Origin of the sequence: Acetobacter pasteurianus subsp. pasteurianus LMG 1262 = NBRC 106471 (assembly GCF_000285275.1) — a bacterium.
GTDB classification, from domain to species: domain Bacteria; phylum Pseudomonadota; class Alphaproteobacteria; order Acetobacterales; family Acetobacteraceae; genus Acetobacter; species Acetobacter pasteurianus.
The window spans coordinates 32,423-56,632 of sequence record NZ_CADO01000139.1 but is presented as its reverse complement, the minus strand read 5'-3'; the positions used below and the strand labels follow the sequence as shown (position 1 = coordinate 56,632).

The window sequence follows — 24,210 nt, the reverse complement described above, 5'->3', positions numbered from 1 at the left end:
TCTGTCATGTCGGCAAGCCCGTACGCTTCTGCCCTGCCATCTGTGCAGGAGCTACGGGCTTTTCTTGAAAGCCGCGCCGGAGCCGCCACTGGGCTCACGGACATTCTACGCAATTTCCAGCTTCCCATGCGGCAAAAGGCCGCCATACGCACCCTGCTGCACGATATGGCTGTTGCGGGGGAGTTGCTCGACCTTGCTCCCGGAACACTCAAGGCATCCATCGGCCTGCCAGATGTAGCCCTTATGCGGGTTTCCTATATTCGGGATGATGGCAACGCGGCTGGCTTTTTGGCTGATGATGCTCTCTCCCGCCCCGTTGTATTGCTGATAAAGCCGCCGGATACGCCGTATCTCTTTCCCGGCGATATCGTGCTGGTGCGCCTGCGCCCGGCAACCGGCACCCAAAAGCGCGAGGCACGTGGCCTGCGGCTGCTGACCCGGCTTGATAACAACCTGCCCGTTACCCCTGCACGCACGCCAGAACATCTACTGCTGCCATGTGATGCCCGGCTAAACCTGCCGCTTACGCCAGAAGAAAACGCCAGTTCTCTCCCGCTCACGCTAGGACAGATTGGGTTGGCAACGCCTCATGCTCTGCCCGATGGCACTTATGCGGGGCGTGTGCATAGCGTTTTGGGGTGCGCTGATGATGCAGACATGCCCTCACGCCTTAGCCTGCTGATCCATCATCCACCCACCGCATTTTCAGAACAGGCCGAGGCCGAAGCCCGGCAAATCGCACAGCAAAGTGCCGCCTTACAGGGCGCACCAGCACCTTCTGGCCGCACAGATTTACGCCACCTGCCACTCATCACCATTGATGATGCCTCAGCACATGATTTTGATGATGCGCTCTGGGCCGAGCAAACAGCCGATGGCTTTCATCTTATCGTGGCCATTGCCGATGTGGCGCATTGGGTAAAGCGCGGCTCCGCGCTGGATGAGGAAGCGCGAGAACGGGGCAATTCCATTTATTTGCCAGACAAAGTAGTGCCCATGCTGCCTCTGTCCCTTTCTGCGCAGGCGTGTTCACTGCTGCCGGGGCAGGATCGGCTCTGCCTGTTTGCTGATATGCACATCACCCCGCAAGGGCATGTGGTTTCTGCCCAAATCAGCCGCGGGATCATGCAAAGCACGGCCCGGCTGACATATGAGACGGTGCAGCACGTATTTGATGCTCCAACTCACCAACCCACCTTGCCGCCCGAACATCCTGCAGCCCTGTTGCCGCCTGCCCTGCTTCCTACATTGCGCAAGGTGGGGGCTATTATTCGGCAGGCCGCCACACAGCGCGGTGTGATGGAACGGGAAGAAACGGGTTGGAGCGTACAGTTTGATGCCAACGGGCAACCCTGTGCCTTTATGCCGCGTAACACTCAGGAAGCACATTATATGGTGGCGGCGTGCATGATTCTGGCTAATCAGATCGCGGCGGAAAAATTGCAAGCGCAGGCATTGCCAGCACTATTCCGCACCCATGCGCAGCCCAGCCCAGATAGCCCACGCCCCATGGCGCGCTATAGCACCCGTGCAGCGCCCCATTATGGCCTACGGCTGGGCCATTACACGCATTTTACCAGCCCCATCCGCCGATATGCAGACCTGCTGGCACACCGCATCCTAACCCAAGCAAACGACTCCTCTGCGCAGGCCGAGACATCTGCCCACACACCAGATGTGGCTTTGGCATCACAGCTAAACTTTACAGAACGCCGGGCAGCTACCATCATCCAGGATAGTCTGAACCGGCTGGCTGCCATCTTTCTTGCCCCGTTTATTGGCCAGAGAATGTCTGCCCATGTCATGACAGCAACACGGCATGGCTTGCGGGTGAGATTGACGAAAACCGGAACTCCGTCTTTCCTTGCATGGTCAGCTTTTCCGGATCGCACAGGGATGAATGACGACTCGCAGCACACCCATGCCTCGGCACATCACCCCCACGTGCAAAGTGGGGCTGTGCTTTCAGTTACCTTGGCGGGCACCTGCCCGGCACGAGGTACGCTGATGCTGACTGATGCCGTATATGAGCACTGATACCGCCATCTGGTTTGTGCGTGGTCTGCCGCGTGCCTTGCCGGGCATGGTGCTGGCTGTGTTGCTTTTTTGCCAGCCTGCGCCCCTGCACGCCCAAAGCAAAGCCGATACACCGCCACCAGAAAGTGCTCCGGGTTCTGCCTCCACAACACAGGCTGCCGCATCTGCATCTTCTCCTGCGACTGAGCAACAGCCTGCTTCCGCTGCTGTGCCAGACAAGGCCCCCGTGCCAGATATGCTGATGGTGAAATCCGTTATCAGCACCGCGCTCCAGTTTTTGCAGCCGCGCACGCTGGAAGCTCACAGCTATCGGGATTTTACGCTTTGGGGGCTGGCAAGCCTTTCAGCGCTTGATCCTTCACTGTCCTTCGATTCCCGCGGCGCCAATATCCAGCTTCTTTCTGGACAGACCAGTCTGCTCTCCCGCCCGGCCCCCACAGATGGCTCAGCGGATGATTGGGCACAAATTGCCGTGGATTTTCTGGATACTGCACGCGCACATTCCCTTGCCGTGCGCACAACCAGCCGTGAAGAACTGGTGCAGGCCTTTTTTGATGAGCTGTTTAACCACCTAGACCCCTACTCCCGCTACATTGGCCCCAGTTCCGCCACCTCGGACCGGGCGGCACGTGTGGGGGGGGAAGCAGATATTGGTGTCAGCCTTGGGCAGAGTGGCCGCTACCTTGTTATCTCCGCCATAAATGCCAACGGCCCGGCATGGACAGCCGCCGTAGATACGGGTGACCGGCTGCTTTCCGTCAACAACCGCTTAACGGCAGGCAAAACGCCAGAAATGGTTATGGACTGGTTGCGGGGGGAAGAAGATACCCCTGTGGTGCTGCGCCTGCTCACACCCGGCCAGCGCCGTGCGCGCACTGTAACCCTCCGCCGCGCCAAAACACCGCCTGAAACCGTATTTGCTTTTGCCAGTGGTTCCATTGTGGTGCTGCGCGTGACAGCCTTTTCCGCCGACACTGCGGAGGAAATGAGCCAATATCTGGATCAGGCCGTGCAGGATACGCACCTAAAAGGTCTGATTATAGATTTGCGCGGCAACCGTGGCGGCGTGTTGCAACAAGCCGTACCCGCTGCCGCCCTGCTGCTTGATAGAGGCGTGGCAGCCGTAACCAGCGGGCGGGATTCTCAGGCCAACCATATCTGGGCCGTGCAGGGTGGAGATATGACAAACGGCCTGCCCATTGCCATTCTGGTAGATGGGCGTACTGCAAGTGCGGCAGAAATTCTGGCCGCAGCCTTGGCGGACCATCGCCGCGCTGTGGTGATTGGCAGCGCTACATTGGGCAAAGGCTTGGTGCAAACCGTGGCCCAGTTGCCCGATGAAGGTGAGCTGTTTGTGACATGGAGCCGCGTGATAGCCCCATTGCGCTGGCCGTTGCAGGGCCTTGGCGTGATGCCACAGGTTTGCACCAGCCTTGGTGCCGCAGATGTAGAAAAAAACCTGCACGATCTGGCAGAAGGGCAAGTAGCCAATCAGGCTGCCATTACGGCATCTCGCAACGCGCGCTTTCCGATTCCCGTTTCACAGATCATGGCCATCCGCAAAACCTGCCCGGCCGCTCTGGGCACTGACCGGGATGTGAACGTGGCCCGTAACGTGCTGGAGAATCCGGAATGGTATAAAACGGCCATCAACGCCATTCCGGATGATGCCGTAACGGCCCCCCAGATTTCCGCAGCCCCGTAAGGCAGGATACATGACACCCCCACCCCGCCTTAAAACCGATATCATGGCCCGCGCCATACTCCGCCAAAGTGGGCAGGATGGCAGCTCCGCCATGCTGTTGCGCAAGGGAGACCCGGACGCAGGGGGGATTCTGGTAGTGTTGGCGGCGCGCAACGGTTCTGGCGTGGTTTTAAGCCAGACCCGTACACCAGAAGGTGAACCCGCATGGCTGCGTGCCACAGGTAATACGCCTGTTGATGCGGAACAGATTCAGAAGTTTATAGAACGTCAGGTTAAGTTTGACCCCGACTTATGGGTTCTGGAAATTGAATCGGACAGCTTCAGCCCTTCGTTTGAAGCAATACTGCTCTGATACAATTTCCTTAATTGTGGCTTATCGCACACGCCTGCGGCATTTATTACACATAAATCCTGTCTGTTTGTGTCAACTGGCCGTTCTACCTGTTGCACAGCGGGCAACTTTACAGCAAAGAAGGCAAGCATGTGTGCCTTCGTACTATTAGATGCGATGCCGGACGTATCGCGCGACTACTGCCATAGCAGGGAGAAGACCATGAAGCCGCGCCAGAAATTGCTTGCGCAAACGCTGCTTTCTGCGCCGCTGGCCGCGGGGCTTCTGTTGTGTGCTGCCGTAACCGCAAAAGCCCAGCCTGTGCAGGGGCTTTATATTGCGGGTGAAGGCGGTGCCACCTTTAACCAGGATCAGCGCGTACGTACGTCCGCCCAGTTTCCTGATGGGCGAGACCGCTGGCGCACGGGCGCTGCGGGTATTGGCTCCATCGGTTGGGGTTTGGGCAACGGCTTCCGTGTGGAAGTTGAAGGCGATTACCGCAGCATGGGTTACCAGCGGTTTGTGACCAACACCTTCAACAGCCGTGCAGATGGCCGCCGCCAGACCTATGGCGTTATGGCCAATGCGCTGTTTGATCTGGATGTTGGAAAACCGTGGCTGTTCCCGTATTTTGGGGCTGGCATTGGCTATGGCTGGACAGCCATGCGCACATCCATAACCGCACCGGGCAACCAGCTTGCAGAAAAAATGGGCGGCACGTTTGGCAACTTTGCCTATCAGGGCATTTTTGGCCTCGCCTTCCCCATTCCTTGGGTTGTAGGGCTTTCCGCCACAGCGGAATATCGGTTCTGGACCATGCTTGGCCCGCAGTCTCATGGCGCTACGTCATGGGGTACCATTGGCGGCACCATCAACAGCATCAACCAGACACACTCGTATCAGTTCTCCAGCGGCCACCACGATACCAAAACCGATTTCAACCACACCCTCATGCTGGGGCTGCGGTATGAATTCAATCCGGCCCCGCCGCCCCCACCGCCAGCACCTATTGTGGCAGCACCTGCCCCGGCAGCCGCCCGCAGCTACCTAGTGTTCTTTGATTGGGATAAATCCGACCTGACAGATCGGGCGCGTTCCATTGTTGGCGTAGCCGCACAGGCAGCAGCCCATGTGGCGCTCACCCGCATTACGGTTTCTGGCTATACGGATAACTCCTCCGCCCACCCGGGCCAGAAAGCGGGTGAAGAATACAACATGCGGCTTTCCCTCCGCCGTGCAGAAGTGGTGAAAGCCGAGCTGATGCGTGATGGCGTGCCGGGCACCACCATTGATATTCACGGATATGGTGAAACACATCCGCTGGTCACAACAGGCCCCAACACCAAGGAAGCCCAGAACCGGCGCGTGGAAATTATTTTCCGCTAAAAAGTTGCTTTAGCTTTACAGCTTCAAAAAAAGCCCGTTGGCCACATGGCCAAACGGGCTTTTTTGTGGCCAACAGGCCAAACCTGATGACTGAAAACCGGCCTTACAGACCGGTAAACAGAGGAGTGGACAGGTAACGTTCAGCAAAGGAAGGCGCAATGGCTACAATGGTCTTGCCCTTGTATTCATCCTGTCCGGCCAGTTGCAGTGCAGCATGCAAGGATGCGCCGGAAGAAATACCTACCGGAATACCATCCAGACGCGCACAACGGCGCGCCGCCGCAATGGCCTCACGCTCTGAAACGGTAATGACACCATCCAGCAGCTTTGTATTCAGTGTAGCGGGGCAAAAACCGGGGCCAATACCCTGAATTCCGTGGGGGCCGGGTTCATCACCATTCAGAATCGCACTTTCTGCTGGTTCCACACCAAAAACCTGTAGAGTATTGCGGCGGGGCTTTAGGGCTTCTGCAATACCTGTGGCCGTGCCGCCAGTGCCAACACCAGCCACAACCACATCCACCTTGCCATCCGTATCCACCCAGATTTCTTCTGCCGTGGTGGCGGCATGCACTGCGGGGTTTGCCGGATTATCAAACTGATCTGGCATCCATGCATCTGGGGTTTCGTTTAAAATTTCGTTCGCACGGGCAATGGCCCCTGCCATACCCAAACGCGAGGGGGTGAGTTCCACCTGTGCGTCCATCAGGCGCAGCATACGGCGCCGCTCAATAGAGGCTCCCTCTGGCATGGTTACAATCAACCGGTAGCCCCGTGCGGCCGCCACAAACGCCAGAGAAATGCCCGTATTGCCGGATGTAGGTTCTACCAGCAGAGTGCGGCCCGGTGTGATCAGGCCCTTGCGTTCAGCATCCAGCACCATGGCGGTGCCAATTCTGTCTTTTACAGAACCAAGCGGGTTAAAAAACTCCAGCTTCAGCAGTACGCGGGCTTTTAGTTCATCTTCCTGTGTCAGCCGTGGCAACGCAACAAGCGGCGTGCCCCCCACCAGATTAAGGACAGACTCGTAAACCCGCCCTCTGGGTGCGGCAAAGCCGTAATCCTCTTTTTCCTGCGTTGATGCTGCCATTAGAAGCTCTCCCATGTCTGTTTTACAAATCTCAGACCCATATAATACGAATTTATAGCGTAGATAAACCATATCTGTGCTGCTATACTGAACATAAGATCTGGAAATAAAACATGATCAACCATACCCCCAACCAGGACAGGGACTGTTTTGCATGATCCTCCGTCGTGATAGAGCCATGACCGCCGTTCTTATTATGCTGGATGTTGCGTTTCACGCCGGGCGTTCCGGCACGGTAAGTGCTGCTGATATTGCAGAACGCTCCGAACTGGCGCGGCGTGGTATAGAACCATTGCTTCAGGCTCTTTCCCGTTCTGGTTTACTGGAAAGCATTCGTGGCCCACGCGGGGGCTATCGGCTTGGCCGCCCCCGGCGCGATATTTCCTTGGTGGATATTATTGAAGCCGTGCTGAACACAGATGCAGATGCCAATGATGGCCCGCAGGGTGCACTGTTCCAGAAAGTTCTGGCCCCATGTTGGGACAAGTTTGATCAGAAGCTGATTACACAGATGAGCAAAACTACGCTGGATGATCTGGTCAAACAGGCGGAATCCGCGGGGCTGAAACGCCCGCTGGCCGAACCCATTACATTTTCCATTTAATTTCTATTCTGCCCCACACGCTGCCGGGTTTTGCCCGGAGCGTTACGGCATAAAAAAAACGGTGCTCCATTTCTGGAACACCGTTTTTTTTAATTTCATCACCCAAAAGCTGGGCAGTGGGGCAGATTAGCGCTTACGCGTAACAGCCTTGCGCACAACTGCTTTCTTTTTAGGAGCTTCTGCCGCAGGTGCCGTTACAGCCGCGTGCGGAATAACCACGCCCGTTGCATCCACCTGCGCCGTCACTGTCAGGCGGGTGCGCTGCTGGCCGGGGCCGGGAATAAGGATAACCGTAAACTTATCCTGCCCAGCATAGCCCAGTGTAGGGGTATAGGTTACGTGCGTATCGCTATCCAGCGTGTACAGGAACGCCTTGCCGTGTTCTGGCGCAGGGGAAACCCCAAAGGATGCATACGGCTTGCCACCGGGCTGATCTACCAGCACTTCGCACAGCCCATCATCAGACCGCACGGTCATGGTGGTGGAAAGTGAGCCATCAGCTTCTTTCTTGATAGGCGTTGTGCTGCACACGGCAGACTTTTTAAGGTACCCAAAGGGATTGGGGGACCCGACATGAATAGGGCCGCCCGTTGTTGCACAGCCGGCAAGCATCCCACCAGTTAGCGCCAAACCGGCAATTCCTCGTAAGCGCACTCGACAGCTCCGCTTCTGTTGTATCAATTAAACTTGCAATCTCTTCTGCACGCTTCGGGGCGGAATGGAAAGAGGCCCAAACCGGGCACCTGCCCCTTACCCGCAAAGCATGATTCGCATCTGCCTTTAAAACATCCCGCTGCAGGAAGGAAGAGGCATACAGCACAGCTGGGCAGCTTGTCGCATATCAACTTACACACAACTGCGCGAAAACATCTTTTAACCGCAAATATTCTGTTAAACAGAGCCGCCTATTTTTCCAACTTTTACGCCAAAATAACATGCTGGCTTACCCGCACCCCCCAAAGCAGGCAGACGGTATGAAAAAATACCGGTTTCTTTCTTGCGTGAATGCGGTATTCCCTTCCCAGCATCTGTCGGAGGTACTATGTCCTTTTCCCGTTTCCTTGCCGCGGGGGTTCTTGCCGCGGGCGTTCTGCACAGCTCGGCTTCCTTTGCCGCCAGCGAATGTGGCCACTCCCCTGCGCATGAAGCCTTTAACGTGCAGGGCCTTAAAAGCGAACTGATGGTGACTGCGCTGTCTTGCAATGCGCAGGACCGCTACAACTCATTCGTGGCCAAATTCCGCACCACCCTCCTGCGGGAAGAAGATCGCCTTAACGGCTACTTCCGCACCACCTATGGCCGCCGTGCCCAGCAGGAGCATGATGATTACATCACGCAGCTGGCCAATGTGCAGTCTGAACGTGGCCTGCAGTCTGGCACTATTTTCTGTCAGCAGCGCCTTGCCATGTTTGATGAAGTGAATGCACTGGAAAGCGGGGAAGATCTTTCCAGCTATTCCGATGCCAAGGACGTCACGCAGCCTGCTTCCTTTGAAACCTGCGCAGCGCCTTCCTCTTCCCGTTCCACAACGCACACCACTACGCGCCGCCGTACCACACGCCGCGCCTAAAAAGCCTGCTGGTAAGGGGGCTTTGGCAAGGAAGCTGTTAAAAGCTTGCCGCCCCCTCACCACTACGCTTGACGAATCAGCGCCAAAGCGGGACAGATTTCCCGCATGAGCGATCTGTTTTCCAATACCCCACCAGCCCGCAAATCCTCCACCGGCAAAACCCGCGATGCCAAGCCGGGCACGCAGGCAGACTCGGCACAGGCCTATGATGCCAGCGCCATTGAGGTTCTGGAGGGTCTGGAACCCGTACGCCGCCGCCCCGGCATGTATATTGGCGGCACGGATGAAAGTGCGCTGCACCATCTGGCGGCGGAAATTCTTGATAACGCCATGGATGAAGCCGTGGCAGGCCATGCCAACACCATTGATGTGCGGCTGGATACGGAAAACCGCCTGACCATTCGGGATAACGGGCGCGGTATTCCGGTAGACCCCCACCCGCGCTTTCCCGATCGTTCTGCGCTGGAAGTTATTCTCACCACCCTGCATGCGGGCGGTAAGTTTTCTGGCAAGGCCTATGCCACCTCTGGCGGCCTGCACGGGGTAGGCTCTTCTGTGGTGAATGCGCTTTCCACCCGTATGGAAGTGGAAATTGCGCGTGATCGCACCGTGTGGAAACAGGTGTATGAACGCGGCAAACCCGTAACCAAGCTGGAAAAAGTGGGCGCAGCCCCCAACCGGCGCGGCACACAGATCAGCTTTCAGCCGGACCCGGAAATTTTTGGCACGCATGTTTTTGTGCCTTCCCGCCTGTACCGGCTCTGCCGCTCCAAGGCGTTTTTGTTCCGTGGCGTTACCATCCGCTGGTCCTGCGATCCGGCGTTAATCAAAGCGGGGGATGAAACCCCGGCAGAAGCCACCCTGCACTTCCCCGGTGGGCTGGCTGACAGCCTGACGGATGAGCTTGGCCCCAAGGCCCCGCTGCTCACCCCTCTGTGGGCTGGAGAGGCCCCTCTGCCCCCCGCAGCAGACGGCACAGATAACGGCAAGGTGGAATGGGCCGTAGCATTTTTAGAACACGGCCCAGCCTCTCTGGTGTCTTACTGTAACACCATCCCCACCCCGCAGGGCGGCACGCATGAAACCGGATTCCGCAACGCACTGGTAAAAGGCCTGCGTGCTTGGGGGGACCAGCGGTCCATCAAAAAAGCCTCCGCCATTACGGCTGAAGATGTGCTGGGCATGAGTGCCGGGCGGCTTTCCGTATTTATTCGTGATCCGCAGTTTCAGGGCCAGACCAAGGAAAAACTCACCTCATCCGGTGCCAGCAAACTGGTGGAAACGGCTCTGCGTGACAGGTTTGACCACTGGCTGGCACAAAACCCACCACAGGCCGATACACTGCTGGGCTTTGCCATAGAACGCGCAGAAGAACGCCTGCGCCGTAAGGAGCAGAAGGAAACACCGCGCAAAAGTGCTACGCGCCGCCTGCGCCTGCCCGGCAAGCTGACGGATTGCACCAAGGAATTTGCCCCGGACACAGAAATTTTTCTGGTGGAAGGCGACTCGGCAGGTGGGTCTGCCAAACAGGCCCGTAACCGTGAAACACAGGCCGTTTTGCCCCTGCGCGGTAAAATTCTGAACGTTGCCAGCGCCACGGCAGAAAAATTGCGCGGGAATCAGGAACTGCGTGATCTGATTGAAGCACTGGGCTGTGGATCGGGCGATAGATTCGATCTTTCCAAACTGCGCTACGGCCGCGTGATTATCATGACCGACGCAGACGTGGACGGCGCGCACATTGCCTCGCTGCTCATGACATTCTTTTACCGTGAACTGCCGGAGCTTATCCGTAACGGCCACCTATATCTGGCCCAGCCCCCGCTGTACCGCCTGACACAAGGCGCAAAATCGGTTTACGCCATGGATGACGCAGACCGTGACCGCAAAATGAAAACCGAGTTCAAGACGCGTGGCAAAATTGATGTCTCCCGCTTTAAAGGGCTGGGGGAAATGCCGCCGGGGGATTTGAAAGAAACAACAATGGACCCCAAGCGCCGCACCCTGCTGCGCGTGGTCACCCCGCAGGAGGACAGGCTTTCAACACGCCAGCGGGTAGAAAGCCTGATGGGCCGTAAACCAGAACTGCGCTTTGCCTTTATTCAGGAACATGCACGCACCGTAGATGACCTGCTGGATGTTTAACCTGCTCTCCAACGCAGCAGATGGGCAACGCGGCATGGGGCTTGTGCATCTGCCTCCATATGGGTGTGCATGACAGCGGCTCCATCTTCTGCCTCTGCTGCCCTGCCCCTTCGCACACGCCTGCTGGCTCTGTCTCAACTGCTGGTCAGCATGGTGTGCATTCAGTTTGGCTCTTCCGTTGCCAAATCCATCTTTCCGGTATTTGGCACATCCGGGGTTGTTGGCCTGCGCGTTTGCCTGGCAGCCTTTATGCTGGTGCCGCTTTTTAGAAGCTGGAGGTTTCTGTCCGTTCCTGTTCTGCGGCTGGTCATCCCTTACGGGTTAGCCATGACAGGCATGAACCTTTGCTTCTATCTGGCGCTCCAGCACATACCTCTGGGCACAACGGTGACATTGGAGTTCATTGGCCCACTTGTTGTGGCTTTTGTGGGCTCTCGCAAGCTGTCTGATATCGGCTGGATTCTGCTTACTGTGCTGGGGCTGGCACTGGTGCTTAATCCTTCAGCCTCCACTGGAGCAGATCTTGTTGGTGTAGGTTTTGCATTGCTGGCTGCACTCTGCTGGGCGCTTTATATTCTGTTCGGGCAGCGCGTGGCTGGCAAAGTGCCGGGGGCACATGCTTGTGCACTCGGCATGGCGTGTGGTGCGTGCGTTGTGTTTTTGCCTTGTTTTGTGCCAGCCCTGATTATCGGCTTTTCTGCCCCTGCCATGTTGGGGCTGGGCGTATTGGTGGCGTTCTGTTCTTCCGCTCTGCCCTATTCTCTGGAAATGCTGGCCATGCAGAACCTGAACGCTCGCGATATCGGTATCCTGAGTAGTCTGGAACCCGTATGCGCCACAGTGGCTGGCGCGGTTATCCTGCACGAAACGCCATCCCCCCTTCAGCTCTGCGGCATTTTGTGCGTGGTGGCGGCATCGGCCGGTATTATTCTCAGCCCCGGCTCATCAAAACAAAAGGCAGCTCCAGCACGCGATGTGCCAGAACTGCCCAACTAGAAGAACTTAGCTTTCAAACCCTGTTAACGGGCTGCCACATGCAAAACAGTGTGGCCGGCAGCCGAAGCCATATTGGCCGCACTGCCGTGAATGGCCTGCATGATCACGGGGTCAAACAACCGGGTAAAGCTGCCCGGATGCACACCCATCCACAATGTTACGATTGCCAATGGGGCCAGCACGGCAATTTCTGCGGCGGTGAGGTCTCGCAGCAGGCTGACCGTGCCTTTTACGCCCCCAAACAGCACCCGCCGATACAGTGAGAGCATGTAAACCGCCCCCATAATCATGGTGCTGCCTGCCAGCAATGCCACCCAGAAGGACACATGCACAGCGCCCATAAGCACCAGCAGTTCTCCGACAAAGGAGCCTGTGCCCGGCAGCCCCACATTGGCCATTGTGAACAGCATAGCCAACAAAGCTAGCACCGGCATCTGGCGCGCAACGCCACCCAGCGCATCAATCTGCTGGGTTTCAGACCGCCACGCCACCGCTGCTACGCAGAAGAACAGCGCGGCAATGACCACCCCGTGCGAGAGCATCTGAAAGATTGCGCCATCAATGCCTTCCGCTGTCAGCGTAAACAGGCCCACGGCAATCATGCCCATGTGGGAAAAGGAGGAATACGCAATCACGCGCTTCATGTCTGTTTGAGCAAAGGCCACAAAGGCCGCGTAAATAATGGCCACAACCCCAAGCGCCAGCACATAGGGTGCAAACAGCCGCACGGCATCGGGGAACATCAGCACCCCAAAACGCAGCAGCCCGTAAGCGCCGGTTTTGGAAAGTACGCCAGACAGCATCGCTGAAGCCGGTGTTGGGGCTTCGGAATACGCATCGGGCAGCCAGGCGTGCAGCGGAAACAGCGGCAGTTTGACACCAAAGGCCAACAGAAAGGCCAGTAGCAACCATCCCTGCAAAGGCTGGGAGAAGCCCGCGTGCATTAAGGCCGGAATATCCGTGGTGCCCGTTTGCAGCCACATGGTGATAAGCCCCACCAACATGAACAGCGAACCACCAAACGTAAACAGAAAGAACTGAAGCGAAGCCCAAACACGCTTTGGCCCACCCCAAACGCCTATCATCAGGCTACCGGGAATAAGCGTTGCTTCGTAAAACACGTAAAACAGCAGCATATCCTGCGCAGAAAACAGGCCAAACAAGGCTGTTTCCAACGCCAGCATGGCAGCCACAAACTGCCGCCCCTGTGTGTGCACGCTGCGCCAGCCTGCCCCCAGTGCCAACGGAGTCAAAAACGCTGTAAGCAGAATGAACACCAGGCTGATGCCATCTACCCCCGTGTGATAGGAAATACCGTAATCCCCCATCCAGCGCAGGCGTGTTTCAAATTGCAGGCCGGGCTGGGCAGGATCAAACTCCAGCCACATCAGCACGCTAAGGCCAAGGGTGATCAGGCTGCTCCACAGCCCAACCCACCGGGCTGTACTATCCTGCTGTTCTGGCCTGCCGGGGGCACAAAATGCCACCAGCGCCGCAACAAGAGGAAGATAGGTTATGAGCGAAAGCAGGATGGGCTGCACGGCATCACCACCATTCAGGTTATATGAAGATGCTGCAAACCTGCTCTTTTTTGCGGGCTGATGCCAGCAGGCGGCCGTTCACGTTCAGCCGATCACACTACGCAGAACAGCCATATCCCTAACGGCGGCCAAACAACTTTTCGAGATCGGCCTTGCTGAGCTTCAGCCACGTGGGCCGCCCGTGTGAGCATGTGCCTGCGCGGGGTGTTTCTTCCATCTGGCGCAGCAGCGCGTTCATTTCTTCCACGCTCAGCCTGCGCCCGGCCCGAATACTGCCGTGGCAGGCCATACGGGCAATAACGGCATCCAACCGCCCATCAAGCGCTGCCATTTCATCTGGGGCGCCATTTTCATCCGCTTCCAGTTCATCGGCCAGATCACGCAGCAGGCTTACGGCATCACTGCTGCGCAGCATGGCAGGCAAGGCCCTTACCAGAACGGAGTCGCCGCCAAAGGCTTCAATTTCCACACCCAGTTTTTCCAGCGTGGGTTGGCGTGCCAACAGCAGGTCCACCTGCACACGGGGCAGATCCACCACATCGGGCACCAGCAAACGCTGCGCCTGCACATGCCCGCTTAAAAACTGTGCCCGCAAACGTTCATGCGTCAGCCGTTCATGCGCAGCGTGCTGATCCACCAACACCACGCTGCCATCAGCGGCCACGGCCAGAATATAGGTGTCCAGCACCTGTGCAATAGCCGCACCCAAGGGATGATCTGCCGCCACTGGCTGTGCAGAGGCTGTATAAGCAGGTTCAGCCTGCCCGGTTGCTGGCGTGTTAACTGCCGGAGCATCCCACCCGGCATGGGGTGAAGGCATGGCCACAGGCGGCAAGGTTCTGGCTGCCGGGGCATCCCCAAACTGCAAACGGCCTTCTGCAAACCGCACGCCCTCTGGCGTGGGAGCATGAAACGCAGGGGCAGGAACAGGTGGGGCTGCCCCTTTTTCTGGCGGATACCAAATACGTGCCTGCCGTGGTGCGGAGGAGAGAACAGGCCGCACACCTACGCTACCTGCCCCATGCTCTAACGCGCGCTGAATGGTGCCAATAACAAGGGAGCGCACGCTGGCTTCATCCGCAAAGCGCAGTTCCGTTTTGGCCGGGTGCACGTTTACATCCACCCTATCCGGCGGCACCGTGAGCATAAGCGCCACAACAGGGTGCCTGCCGGGTTCGATCACGCGCCTATAGGCCACGCGCACAGCGGTTTTAAGCACCGGGTCCACCACAGGGCGGCCATTTACCAGCATGAACTGCCCATTGGCCGTGGACCGATGGACTGATGGCGGGCAGATAAACCCGCTAAGGGTCATGCCATCGCGCTCACCTGAAATTTCTAAAAAACCATCGGCCTCGCTGGCGTCCAGCAAGGCAGCAGAACGGGCGGCCATATCCTGCGCGGGCAGATCAAACAGCACGCGCTCATCCAGCATAAACCGGAAAGCCGTTTGCGGCACAGCCAAGGCCAGACGCCGCACCACGTTTTCAGCGTGTCGGCCTTCCACACGCGCGCTTTTCAGAAACTTACGGCGGGCGGGGGTGGCAAAAAACAGATCTTCCACCACCACGCTGGTGCCCGGCGCACCGGCTGCGGGTTCAACGGGGGAAACCTTGCCCCCTTCTACCCGAATACGCCATGCGCCACTTTCCCCCCTTGGGCGGGAGGTAATGCACAGCCGCGCTGCCGCCCCGATGGAAGGCAGAGCCTCCCCCCGAAAACCGAGCGTGCTGATATGCACCAATGTTTCATCGCGCAGTTTGGATGTGCAGTGCCGATCTACCGCCAGAGCCAGATCATCGGCTGACATGCCCACACCATCATCGGTGACGATAATGCGGTCCACACCCCCGCCAGCCAGAGAAACCTCCAGCCTGCGAGCTCCTGCATCTATGGCGTTTTCAACCAGTTCCTTCACCGCTGCGGCGGGGCGTTCTATCACCTCACCCGCAGCAATGCGGTTAACAATAACCTCTGGCAGCCGCCGCACATGGGGCGGCGTTTCGGGCTGGTGTATATCCATACCGGGTTCAGCAAACAGGCCGGACATGGGTCAGACCTTTCCGATCAGAACAGACCGGAGCCTTTGGCATGCTGTGTGGGCGTAACCCCTTTGGTGGGGGAATTGCCAAGGGCAGCATTGGTTTTCAGACGGCGGTTTTCTCCATCTGCATCCACCACAGCCCCGGCCTTGCCACCTTTCCAGAACATCAGTTCCTGCACAAAGCCCGAACCGGCTTCACCCAGTTCACCCCGGTCTGGTGCATCGGATGCCTCTGTGGCCTCGTTCACCAAAATGGTCTGGCCTTCACTGGTATCACCGTTTGTGCCGCGCAGCGCTACATCGGGGGAAAGTGTTTCCAGCGCCTGCAGGCGTTCACTTTCATCCTGCCTCCGGTCATCACCCTTTGTGGGCTTTACCAGCTCATCTGATGGCGGCATGGAAAGCGGGGCACGGGTTGTAACCGTGTATTCATCCGGCAGGCTGCGTTCCAGCCCGAAAGCACGGGCGGCTTCGTTCCCTGAGCAGCCACTTAGCAAAAAGCAGCCGCCAAGAAGCAGCAGCGGAGAAATCAGTGTCGAAACACGGCGCGCCATCGTCTGCCTTCCACTCATCCTGAAAAAACACCCAGCCCTTTGGGGGTTACCCGGTTTTTACGTTGTCTTGTTGCTGCCCGCCTGCCAGAAAATTCTGCACCAGCAGCATGCATACGGCGCATACTATAGCGGAATCTGCCACGTTGAATACATACCATGACCACCCAAAAGCATGGGCATGCAGAAAATCCACCACGGCCCCATAGCGCACACGGTCCATAACGTTGCCAATGGCCCCACCTGTAATGGCCCCAACACACGCAGCGGTAAGTTTGCTGGGCGTGCGAAAAATCCATACCAGAAGGCAGCAGGCCACGGCCAGCGCAATAGCGGAAAACACAATGCGCCCCGCCCCGCCAAGCCCGCCAAACATGCCAAAAGTAACGGCGTGGTTCCATACCATAGTGAAGTTAAGGAACGGCAGCACTTTAACAGAACCCCGTGCGGGCAGATCCAGCCCGTACAGAATCCAGTATTTACTCAGCTGATCTGCTGAAAGCGTAAGCATCAGCACCAGCAGGCCGAGGCCTGCCGGGCGCAGCATGAAGGGGCGAGAACTCACGCGTCCTCCTGCCCTGTGCGCGGGCCACCCTGTTGTTCCACCACATCGGCGCAGCGCAGGCACAGTCCTGCGTAATCATCCCGCGTGCCGGTTTCTGGCAGAACCTTCCAGCAGCGCACGCATTTTTCACCGTCTGCAACCTGCACAACTGGCGCACCATGCAGCGTGCCGCCTTCATCCCCTTCCACGTAAATGGAGGAAGACGTGGGGTCCACCACCACATCCACGTGGGAGACAATGGCCAGTTCGCTCCAGTTTACACCGGCAAACAGTGCGGCTTCTTCTTCAGAGAATGTCAGTTCAACCTGCGCCTGAAGGGAGGAACCAATGGTGCCTCCGCGCCGTGCGCCTTCAATTTCCGTGGTGATGATGCGCCGCACGGAACGAATACGCGCCCAGCGTTCATCCAATGCCGGATCATTCCATTCCGCGGGCAGTTCAGGGAAGGCCTGTTCATGCACGCTCTGCTCTGCCCCAAAGCGGGATGTCCATGCTTCTTCCGCCGTAAACACCAGCACGGGGGCCAGCCATGTTGTCAGGCAGCGTTGCAGAATATCCAGCACCGTGCGGGCTGCGCGGCGTGTGGGGTTGGAGGGTGCATCGCAATACAACGCATCCTTACGGATATCGAAGTAGAAAGCAGACAGATCCGTGGTGCAGAACCCATGCAGGGCCGGATACACACCCACCCATTCATGCGTTTCCACCGCGCGGGCAATCAGCCCACCCAGTTCTGTAAGGCGATGCAGCACCCAGCGTTCCAGCTCTGGCAGTTCGGCATACGGCACGGCTTCTGCTTCCGTGTAGCCATCCAGCGCACCCAGCAGCCAGCGCAGCGTGTTGCGCAGGCGGCGATACAGTTCACCCTGTTGTTTGAGAATTTCCTTGCCAATGCGCAGATCATCATTGGTATCGGAGTTCACCACCCATAGGCGCAGCACGTCTGCACCCAGGCTGTCATTCACATCCTGCGGGGCAATCACGTTGCCGAGGGATTTGGACATCTTGCGGCCCTGTTCATCCAGAACAAAGCCGTTGGTCACAACCGCCTTGTAGGGTGAAACGCCGCGCGTACCCACACTTTCCAGCAGGGAGGACTGGAACCAGCCGCGATGCTGGTCCGAACCTTCCAGATACAGATCGGCAGGGAAGCTTAGCCCCGGCTGGCCCAGCACGAAGGCGTGGGTGGAACCACTTTCGAACCACACATCCACGATATCGAACACCTGATCGTAATCATCCGGGTTCCGATCCGGGCCGAGAAAGCGTGCGGGTTCAGAGCTATACCACGCATCTGCACCTTCTTCCTTAAAGGCATCCACAACACGCTGCATCACATCGGCATCACGCAGCACTTCGCCTGTGCGTTTTTCAACAAACACGGCAATAGGCACGCCCCATGCGCGCTGGCGGCTGATGCACCAGTCTGGGCGCGTGCGGATCATGGATGTCAGGCGGTTGCGCGCCTGTGCGGGCACGAAAGTAACGTCTTCCAGCGCCTTAAGGGCTTTTTCACGCAGCGAATCTTCACCATCCATGCGGATGAACCACTGCGGCGTGGCACGGTAGATTACCGGCGCGCGGGAACGCCATGAATGCGGGTAGGAGTGCACAATTTCACCACGCCCCACCAAGCCAGCCGGGGCTGTGCCGTTGGCGTTGGCATGTTCCATTACCGCTTCCAGCGTGGAGCACACAACATCTGCCGCCTTGAACACATGCGTGCCTGCAAAGCCTGAAACCCACGGGGCGTATGTGCCATCGGCCTGCACCACTTCTGGCACTTCCACGCCGTACATGCGGCAAAGCTGGAAGTCATCCTCACCATGAGAAGGCGCCATGTGCACAAGGCCGGTGCCGGCCTCGGTGGTGACAAATTCACCCGGCAGCATGGGCACATCAAAATCATACCCGGCACCACGCAGCGGATGGGAGCATACAGCCCCTTTCAGCGCGCTGCCCGGCAGGGTGTAAAGGATATGGTGCGCAGTAACGTGAGCTTCCTGACAGAAGGCATCCACCAGTGCTTCGGCCACCAGCACCTTTGCGCCGGGTTCAAGCAATGCGCCCTCACCCGTTTCATCCACCCGCAGCACCACGTAGGTGATTTCTGGCCCATAAGCCAAGGCGCGGTTGCCGGGAATGGTCCACGGTGTGGTGGTCCAGATGACAACAGATACATCCTCCAGCGCATGGGCTGGCGTGGGGTCCCGCACAACCGGGAAGGCCACCAGAATGGTGGTTGAGGTGTGATCGTGATATTCGATTTCAGCTTCGGCCAGAGCGGTTTTTTCAACCGGGCTCCACATCACGGGGCGCAGGCCACGATACAGCCGCCCGTTCAGCAGGAACTTGCCGATTTCGTTCACAATGGCTGCTTCGGATGAGAAATCCATGGTGGCGTAGCGGTTCTGCCATTCCGCCTGCACGCCAAGGCGCTTGAATTCCTGCATCTGGATATTCAGCCACTCGCCCGCATAGGCGCGGCATTCGGCACGGAATTCCAGCACAGGCACGGAATCCTTGTCCTTTTTTGCCTTGCGGTATTTTTCTTCCACCTTCCATTCAATCGGAAGGCCGTGGCAATCCCACCCCGGCACATAGCGCACGCCGTAACCAGACATGCGATGGGCGCGGTTGATCACATCCTTGTTGATCTTGTTCATGGCATGGCCAATGTGCAGGTGGCCATTGGCATACGGGGGGCCATCATGCAGCGTAAAAACTGGCCGCCCTTCTGCCTGCTGTTTCAGCCGCGCATCCAGCCCGGTTTCTTCCCACTTTTTCAGCCACTGCGGTTCCTGCTTTGGCAGACCCCCGCGCATGGGGAAAGAGGTACGGGGCAGGAACACCGTATCACGATACAGATCGGCGGGGGATTGGGTGTCCTGGTCGCTGCTGGATGTGGTCATGAGCGGGTGATGTCACTTCAGTTCGGGTTCATGGTCTGGCCCCGCATGTGCTGGTCAAACCATCTTGCATTCAGGCTCTTATCAAAAAGGACAAGCGCAGGGTCAAGCATGAACGGCCACATTGCAGCCGCAAATTATATTCTGCCCTATCTGCCCGTACTTTTACAGGGGGTTATATGCCCGCCAGTTCGGCGTTCAGAACCATGCGGGCCTGCTGCGCATCCTGCGCGATCTGGGCCTTGAGTTCATCCAGCCCGGCAAAGCGCTGTTCTGCCCGCAGCATTTTGTGCAGCGCCACAGAAAGTGTTTGGCCGTACAGATCACCATCAAAGTCAAACAGGTTCACTTCTACGCGGCTTTCCTGCCCATCGTTAATGGTGGGTCTACGGCCAATATTGGCCACGCCGGGACGCGTATAGCCACCAGACAGGCGCACCGTTACGGCGTAAACTCCACGTGCGGGCTCCAGATGCCGCCCAAGCGGAATGTTGGCTGTGGGAAAGCCCAGCAGACGGCCGCGTTTATCACCATGCTGCACCTGGCCACGAATAAACCACGGGCGACCGAGTTCTTCCGTTGCGCGTTCAGGATATCCTTCCTGCAACAACCGCCGGATACGGGTGGAGGAATATGGCCCTGCGGCATCTGCCAGTGCGGGCACGGATGTAAAACCCATGCCCAGTTCACCCGTGCGTTCGGCCAGAAACGTAACATCGCCCCCGCGCCGATAACCGAATGCAAAATCCGGCCCGCAGGCAACGTGGCGCAGGCACAGGGCATCGTGCAGCACGTCTTCTACAAACCGTTCCGCCGTCATGCGGGAGAATTCTTCATCAAACCCGATCTGGAACACATGTTGCACACCCAGCGCCTGCAGGGCGGCAAAACGCTCATCCGGCAGGCTCAGGCGGAATGGTGGGTCCTGCGGGCGAAAGAGTTCGCGCGGGTGAGGTTCAAACGTGACAACCGCCAAAGGCAGATCTGGCCGCGCCGCGTGGGTGGAATGAACCAGATGGGCGTGGCCCAGATGCACACCATCAAAATTGCCAAGCGCTGCCGCACAGCCGTGCGCTTCCGGCGGAATATCCCGCCAGTTTGTGTGCAACTGTGCTTTCAGCACTTTTTATGCTCCTTCCGGCAGGCCAAACATCTGCCCCGCCTGCGGCAGAGATTGCGCTACAGGGTGGGTAGTACCTGCCACCGTGCCATCTTCCGGGCGGGCAATCTGGCATACACGCAGGCCCGCTTGGGCTGCTGCATCCAGTTCTGCCACCACATCGGACAGAAACAGCACATCCTGCCCCTGCCAGCCACTTTGTTCCAGAATATGGCGATAACTTTGCGCGCTTTTCTTACCACCAACGCGCAGATCAAAAAACGCGCTGAAAAGCGAGGTCAGGTTCCCCTGCTCGGTATAGCCGTAAATCAGCTTCTGCGCAGCTTCGGAACCGGAGGAATACACAGCCAACGTAAGGCCTGCGGCTTTCCATGCCTTTAAGGTGGGCTCAACATCTGGGTAAAGTTGGGCTTCCAGTTCCCCTTTTTCATACCCTTGCTGCCAGCACAGGCCTTGCAGGCTTTTAAGCGGGGCAACCTTGGCATCTTCCGCCATCCAGCGTTCAAGCTGCTCCAGCGGCGGCACGCCGGGGGCAGCTTGGGCAATCTGTGCCAGTGCTTCCTGCACTACCGGATTTTCGCGCTGTTCCAGCAATGCGGGCAGATGTTTGCGCGCGTAGGGAAACAACACTTTATGCACAAAAGCCACTGGCAGGGTGGTGCCTTCAATATCCAGCAGCACCACGCGCGGAGGAATCCGGGTATCGGCCATCATGCCCTCAATCAGTTTGCGTAAGAAGGAAACTGCCGGGCAATATCGGTGCCTGTATAGCGGGCCACCCAGCCTTCCTTGTGTGTGAAAATGCGCAGCGTAACCATATCTGGCTCTGGCCCGGCATCAAACCAGTGCTTTGTACCTTCTGGCACAGAAATCAGATCAGTTTGCGTGCATTCCACATCGTAAACATAGCCTGCAATATGCAGGATGAAGTGCCCGCTACCGTGCACAAAAAAGCGAATTTCATCTTCACTATGCGTATGTTCGGACAAGAACTTATCCCGCAAGGCCTCGCGGTTGGGTGTAGATGGGCTAACCCGCAGCACATCGGCAGAGCCTGCACCTGTTTCGCCCATCAGCTTGTCTAAAAATGGGCCATACACATCCAGCACGGCCTGCTCATCTGCATCCCTTGGGGGAATTTGCGGGCCTTCCCAACGTTCAAACCGCACGCCCAGTGGTGCCAGAACGCGGGCCATTTCTGCCGGGTCCTGCGTTTGCAGCACGGGGTGTTCGGGGGTGGTATCTTTGTAAACTGTCAGGGAACTCATGCGTGCAGTTTCCTTCGCTCAAGCGCGCAGGCCAGCAGGAACTCCAGCCCTTCCAGCCGCGCAAGGGCGGTGGGCATATCCTTGCCCCACACATACACACCGTGGCCGCGAATAATGTAGCCCGCTGACATACCGGTGCCAAAAAATGGTTCCACCACTTCCGCCAGCCGCGCAATGTCCTGATCGTTCTCAAACAAGGGCACCTGCACGGATGTTTCGTGCGTGGTCTGCCCTTCAAACACTTTCAGAACTTCGTAATCAGCCAGCGTAAGTGCTGCTGTTTTTTCTTCCATGGACAGAACAGTGGAGGCCACGGAATGGCCATGCAGCACTGCGCCCACTTGCGGGAAATGGCGGTAAATCTGGCAATGCAACAGCGTTTCCGCACTGGGCCGGTTTTCCGGGCTATGCGGTTTGCCCTGCATATCCACGGTAATAACGTCTGCCGCCTGCAAAAAGCCTTTGTGGCAGCCGGAGCGCGTAATGGCTATGCGGCCATCTGCCAGCTTGCGGCTGATATTGCCTGCCGTGGCTGGCACCCACCCGCGCTGATCCATCCGCTGCCCGGCAAACAGAATATCCTGCACGGCACGGGCAAAATCCGTAACGGTTTGATCCATGGCGTTCTCTGCCCGTCTTGAACTGATAGAGCCTTACGGCTGAACAGATTTATCCGCTGGTGCAGCTGTGCGCTGCTCCACTGTGGAAGATGCGGGCGGTGGGGCAATATGCCCGTTACCGGGGCGTGCCGTGCCATCATCCATCGGTTCATCATCCGCCATGTGTTTCTTGAAGGATTTGATGCCCTTGGCCATATCGCCCATCAACGAGCTGATTTTGCCGCCGCCGCCAAACACCACAAGTACAACCACAAGCACGATCAGCCAGTGCCAGATACTTAAGCTACCCATCAAACCAGTCCCCTACACTTGCGATACGCACCCAAAATGAACGCATACCACACATCCTTGTTTGTACATGATGGCGGAAACACTTTCTTGCAAGTTTTTCCTTGCGCGGCCTACCCGCCAATTGGGTGCTAACTGCCGCCCGTGCCTGTTGGTTCAATAAAGCCATAAACCGGATAAACCGTTTTGCCCATGGCATGAATGGGGCTCCACCACACGCGCACGCGGGTCCAGTTATTATTGGGGGAAACATCAACAACGGGGGCACGATGCGTGACTTCCCCCGGCTCCCAATTTGCGTGGTCCACCAACACAAGGCGGGAATTTCGCACCTGTTTGACCACAGACACATGGCCCGATGGCAGCCTGCCTGTAGAACGGAACACCAGCACATCCCCCGCACGCGGGGAGGACGTGCGGTTATATTGCCCCTGCGCTTCCCCCCACCAGCTTGCTGCCGCACCGCGCAGGTTTACGGCAGAATGTTCCCGCGCATAGGGGGCGCATTGCACAGATCCGTTCCAACTTCCGCGCCCGCCAGCACAGGCTGCAAGTAATAAAGGCAGAACAAGAACAAGGCTACGCTTCACGATTCGGCCCTCAAACGTTGCATCCAGTCCTCCGCTTCTGTGGGGGACATATCCAAAACCTGCTCCGCCACATCCCGCGCATATCCCGCACGGGCCAGCACACCCAGCGCCTTGTGCCTGCGGGCCAGAGCCTGCTCGGTATCAGCATCTTCATCATCCGCAACATAAGGCGTGGCAAATGGCCCCAACCTGCGCTTGCGGGCCAGAACCAGTGCGGCACATAATTCCCTTTGCGCAGGAGAAAACCCTTCCACCGCATCCTGCAAGGCGGCATCGCGCAGATCAGCCTCCACGCCGCGCGCAGCCAGATGCGCCTGCACCGCCCGGCCAGAGCGGCCAGAGCGCACCAACCTGCGTGCGCGGGCTGTTGCAAAACTGGCATCGTCCACCGCACCAAGGCGCACCATTTCTTCTGCTATTTCAGCTACTACGGGGCGGAGCGCCTGTGCAGCTTCAGCCACTTCCTCCGTATCGGCTCCGGCTTTGAGGGCCTGTTTTTCCCACCGTGCAATCCGGCGCAAAAGCACCTGTTCCAGCCCGTGGCGCGTGGTACCAAAACGTGCCAGATGCGCCAGTGCGGCCTCTCGCAACACGCGGCGATCAAGCTGCGGAAACCCCGATGATGTGTGGGCAGATGAGGAAGAACCAGAATGCGTCATCCCTCTTTCTTACCCACTCCTTACGTGCAGGAAAATACGCAACGGGCCATGCCGCGCATGTTTCGTATGCAGAATTTTTTCACACAGAATATTTGACTTTAATCTGCACAAAAGGCCATGATACGCCCGCAATACGGGCCGCCCGCTCACCTTATATCAAGGCAGCGGGCGTTTTTCGTTCTGCACTCCAC

22 protein-coding genes are annotated in these 24,210 nt (G+C 57.8%); 8 read left to right on the top strand and 14 right to left on the bottom strand.

What is annotated here, in order from left to right:
• Positions 1-6: 6 nt before the first annotated feature.
• The 4 genes from APA10_RS12205 (at position 7) to APA10_RS12190 (ending at position 5,459) form a co-directional block, all read left to right on the top strand.
• Positions 7-2,037: an RNB domain-containing ribonuclease gene (locus tag APA10_RS12205; RefSeq protein WP_003628393.1), complete on the top strand. Its 2,031-nt coding sequence runs from the start codon at positions 7-9 to the stop codon at positions 2,035-2,037.
• 46 nt (positions 2,038-2,083) lie between these two features.
• Positions 2,084-3,742, top strand: coding sequence for a S41 family peptidase (locus tag APA10_RS12200; protein WP_196218998.1), 1,659 nt, complete (start codon positions 2,084-2,086; stop codon positions 3,740-3,742).
• A gap of 10 nt (positions 3,743-3,752) precedes the next feature.
• Entirely contained in the window at positions 3,753-4,094 is a 342-nt protein-coding gene (locus APA10_RS12195) for a DUF1491 family protein (RefSeq protein WP_003628397.1), read from the top strand.
• Positions 4,095-4,223: 129 nt separating this feature from the next.
• Complete coding sequence (locus tag APA10_RS12190) at positions 4,224-5,459, top strand: OmpA family protein (protein ID WP_174714302.1); 1,236 nt, start codon at positions 4,224-4,226, stop codon at positions 5,457-5,459.
• Positions 5,460-5,562: 103 nt separating this feature from the next.
• Here APA10_RS12190 and cysK read toward each other — a convergent pair whose 3' ends face one another.
• Positions 5,563-6,564, bottom strand: coding sequence for a cysteine synthase A (cysK, locus tag APA10_RS12185; RefSeq protein ID WP_173328351.1), 1,002 nt, complete (start codon positions 6,562-6,564; stop codon positions 5,563-5,565).
• Positions 6,565-6,703: 139 nt separating this feature from the next.
• Here cysK and APA10_RS12180 point away from each other — a divergent pair, with 139 nt between their 5' ends.
• Entirely contained in the window at positions 6,704-7,153 is a 450-nt protein-coding gene (locus APA10_RS12180) for an RrF2 family transcriptional regulator (RefSeq protein ID WP_012812661.1), read from the top strand.
• A gap of 126 nt (positions 7,154-7,279) precedes the next feature.
• On the opposite strand, the gene APA10_RS12175 is transcribed toward APA10_RS12180, so the two are convergent.
• On the bottom strand, positions 7,280-7,807 hold the full coding sequence (locus APA10_RS12175) for an Ig-like domain-containing protein (protein ID WP_012812660.1): 528 nt from the start codon (positions 7,805-7,807) through the stop codon (positions 7,280-7,282).
• Between the two features lie 388 nt (positions 7,808-8,195).
• Between APA10_RS12175 and APA10_RS12170 the strand changes: the two genes are divergently transcribed.
• From APA10_RS12170 to APA10_RS12160, 3 genes are all read left to right on the top strand, one after another.
• A complete protein-coding gene (locus tag APA10_RS12170) occupies positions 8,196-8,723 on the top strand; it encodes a hypothetical protein (RefSeq protein ID WP_003628405.1) in 528 nt (175 codons plus the stop codon).
• A 105-nt stretch (positions 8,724-8,828) separates the two neighbouring features.
• On the top strand, positions 8,829-10,868 hold the full coding sequence (parE, locus tag APA10_RS12165) for a DNA topoisomerase IV subunit B (protein ID WP_003628406.1): 2,040 nt from the start codon (positions 8,829-8,831) through the stop codon (positions 10,866-10,868).
• 69 nt (positions 10,869-10,937) lie between these two features.
• Positions 10,938-11,864, top strand: coding sequence for an EamA family transporter (locus APA10_RS12160; RefSeq protein WP_003628407.1), 927 nt, complete (start codon positions 10,938-10,940; stop codon positions 11,862-11,864).
• A 23-nt stretch (positions 11,865-11,887) separates the two neighbouring features.
• Here the strand turns inward: APA10_RS12160 and APA10_RS12155 are convergent, their stop codons facing one another.
• The 12 genes from APA10_RS12155 to APA10_RS12100 all read right to left on the bottom strand — a co-directional run bounded on the left by APA10_RS12155 (position 11,888) and on the right by APA10_RS12100 (position 24,019).
• Complete coding sequence (locus APA10_RS12155) at positions 11,888-13,405, bottom strand: complex I subunit 4 family protein (RefSeq protein WP_003628408.1); 1,518 nt, start codon at positions 13,403-13,405, stop codon at positions 11,888-11,890.
• A 118-nt stretch (positions 13,406-13,523) separates the two neighbouring features.
• The gene (gene mutL / locus APA10_RS12150; protein ID WP_003628410.1) at positions 13,524-15,455 is read right to left on the bottom strand and encodes a DNA mismatch repair endonuclease MutL; all 1,932 of its coding nucleotides are present in this window, start codon (positions 15,453-15,455) and stop codon (positions 13,524-13,526) included.
• Positions 15,456-15,472: 17 nt separating this feature from the next.
• Positions 15,473-16,003: a DUF3035 domain-containing protein gene (locus APA10_RS12145; protein WP_003628412.1), complete on the bottom strand. Its 531-nt coding sequence runs from the start codon at positions 16,001-16,003 to the stop codon at positions 15,473-15,475.
• Between the two features lie 46 nt (positions 16,004-16,049).
• Entirely contained in the window at positions 16,050-16,565 is a 516-nt protein-coding gene (gene lspA / locus APA10_RS12140; protein WP_003628414.1) for a signal peptidase II, read from the bottom strand.
• Complete coding sequence (gene ileS / locus APA10_RS12135; protein WP_003628416.1) at positions 16,562-19,477, bottom strand: isoleucine--tRNA ligase; 2,916 nt, start codon at positions 19,475-19,477, stop codon at positions 16,562-16,564. The genes lspA and ileS overlap by 4 nt, the downstream gene beginning before the upstream one ends.
• Positions 19,478-19,649: 172 nt before the next feature.
• Entirely contained in the window at positions 19,650-20,597 is a 948-nt protein-coding gene (locus APA10_RS12130; RefSeq protein WP_003628417.1) for a bifunctional riboflavin kinase/FAD synthetase, read from the bottom strand.
• A 3-nt stretch (positions 20,598-20,600) separates the two neighbouring features.
• On the bottom strand, positions 20,601-21,305 hold the full coding sequence (mtnC, locus tag APA10_RS12125) for an acireductone synthase (protein ID WP_012812658.1): 705 nt from the start codon (positions 21,303-21,305) through the stop codon (positions 20,601-20,603).
• Positions 21,306-21,316: 11 nt separating this feature from the next.
• Complete coding sequence (locus tag APA10_RS12120) at positions 21,317-21,862, bottom strand: 1,2-dihydroxy-3-keto-5-methylthiopentene dioxygenase (RefSeq protein WP_003628423.1); 546 nt, start codon at positions 21,860-21,862, stop codon at positions 21,317-21,319.
• Positions 21,859-22,482: a methylthioribulose 1-phosphate dehydratase gene (locus APA10_RS12115; protein WP_003628425.1), complete on the bottom strand. Its 624-nt coding sequence runs from the start codon at positions 22,480-22,482 to the stop codon at positions 21,859-21,861. The genes APA10_RS12120 and APA10_RS12115 overlap by 4 nt, the downstream gene beginning before the upstream one ends.
• Before the next feature lie 33 nt (positions 22,483-22,515).
• Positions 22,516-22,773: a twin-arginine translocase TatA/TatE family subunit gene (locus APA10_RS12110; protein ID WP_004448930.1), complete on the bottom strand. Its 258-nt coding sequence runs from the start codon at positions 22,771-22,773 to the stop codon at positions 22,516-22,518.
• A gap of 128 nt (positions 22,774-22,901) precedes the next feature.
• Positions 22,902-23,360: a CHAP domain-containing protein gene (locus tag APA10_RS12105; protein WP_003628427.1), complete on the bottom strand. Its 459-nt coding sequence runs from the start codon at positions 23,358-23,360 to the stop codon at positions 22,902-22,904.
• A complete protein-coding gene (locus APA10_RS12100; RefSeq protein WP_003628428.1) occupies positions 23,357-24,019 on the bottom strand; it encodes a RecX family transcriptional regulator in 663 nt (220 codons plus the stop codon). Before APA10_RS12100 ends, APA10_RS12105 begins: the two co-directional genes overlap by 4 nt.
• Positions 24,020-24,210 lie beyond the last annotated feature (191 nt).

Bases quoted from the DNA above. Each gene is read 5' to 3' on its own strand.
- APA10_RS12205 (WP_003628393.1), top strand. From the start codon at position 7: ATGTCGGCAAGCCCGTACGCTTCTGCCCTGCCATCTGTGCAGGAGCTA.
- APA10_RS12200 (WP_196218998.1), top strand. From the start codon at position 2,084: ATGGTGCTGGCTGTGTTGCTTTTTTGCCAGCCTGCGCCCCTGCACGCC.
- APA10_RS12195 (WP_003628397.1), top strand. From the start codon at position 3,753: ATGACACCCCCACCCCGCCTTAAAACCGATATCATGGCCCGCGCCATA.
- APA10_RS12190 (WP_174714302.1), top strand. From the start codon at position 4,224: ATGTGTGCCTTCGTACTATTAGATGCGATGCCGGACGTATCGCGCGAC.
- cysK (WP_173328351.1), bottom strand. From the start codon at position 6,564: ATGGGAGAGCTTCTAATGGCAGCATCAACGCAGGAAAAAGAGGATTAC.
- APA10_RS12180 (WP_012812661.1), top strand. From the start codon at position 6,704: ATGATCCTCCGTCGTGATAGAGCCATGACCGCCGTTCTTATTATGCTG.
- APA10_RS12170 (WP_003628405.1), top strand. From the start codon at position 8,196: ATGTCCTTTTCCCGTTTCCTTGCCGCGGGGGTTCTTGCCGCGGGCGTT.
- parE (WP_003628406.1), top strand. From the start codon at position 8,829: ATGAGCGATCTGTTTTCCAATACCCCACCAGCCCGCAAATCCTCCACC.
- APA10_RS12160 (WP_003628407.1), top strand. From the start codon at position 10,938: ATGACAGCGGCTCCATCTTCTGCCTCTGCTGCCCTGCCCCTTCGCACA.
- mutL (WP_003628410.1), bottom strand. From the start codon at position 15,455: ATGTCCGGCCTGTTTGCTGAACCCGGTATGGATATACACCAGCCCGAA.
- APA10_RS12145 (WP_003628412.1), bottom strand. From the start codon at position 16,003: ATGGCGCGCCGTGTTTCGACACTGATTTCTCCGCTGCTGCTTCTTGGC.
- ileS (WP_003628416.1), bottom strand. From the start codon at position 19,477: ATGACCACATCCAGCAGCGACCAGGACACCCAATCCCCCGCCGATCTG.
- mtnC (WP_012812658.1), bottom strand. From the start codon at position 21,305: ATGGCCGATACCCGGATTCCTCCGCGCGTGGTGCTGCTGGATATTGAA.
- APA10_RS12120 (WP_003628423.1), bottom strand. From the start codon at position 21,862: ATGAGTTCCCTGACAGTTTACAAAGATACCACCCCCGAACACCCCGTG.
- APA10_RS12115 (WP_003628425.1), bottom strand. From the start codon at position 22,482: ATGGATCAAACCGTTACGGATTTTGCCCGTGCCGTGCAGGATATTCTG.
- APA10_RS12110 (WP_004448930.1), bottom strand. From the start codon at position 22,773: ATGGGTAGCTTAAGTATCTGGCACTGGCTGATCGTGCTTGTGGTTGTA.
- APA10_RS12100 (WP_003628428.1), bottom strand. From the start codon at position 24,019: ATGACGCATTCTGGTTCTTCCTCATCTGCCCACACATCATCGGGGTTT.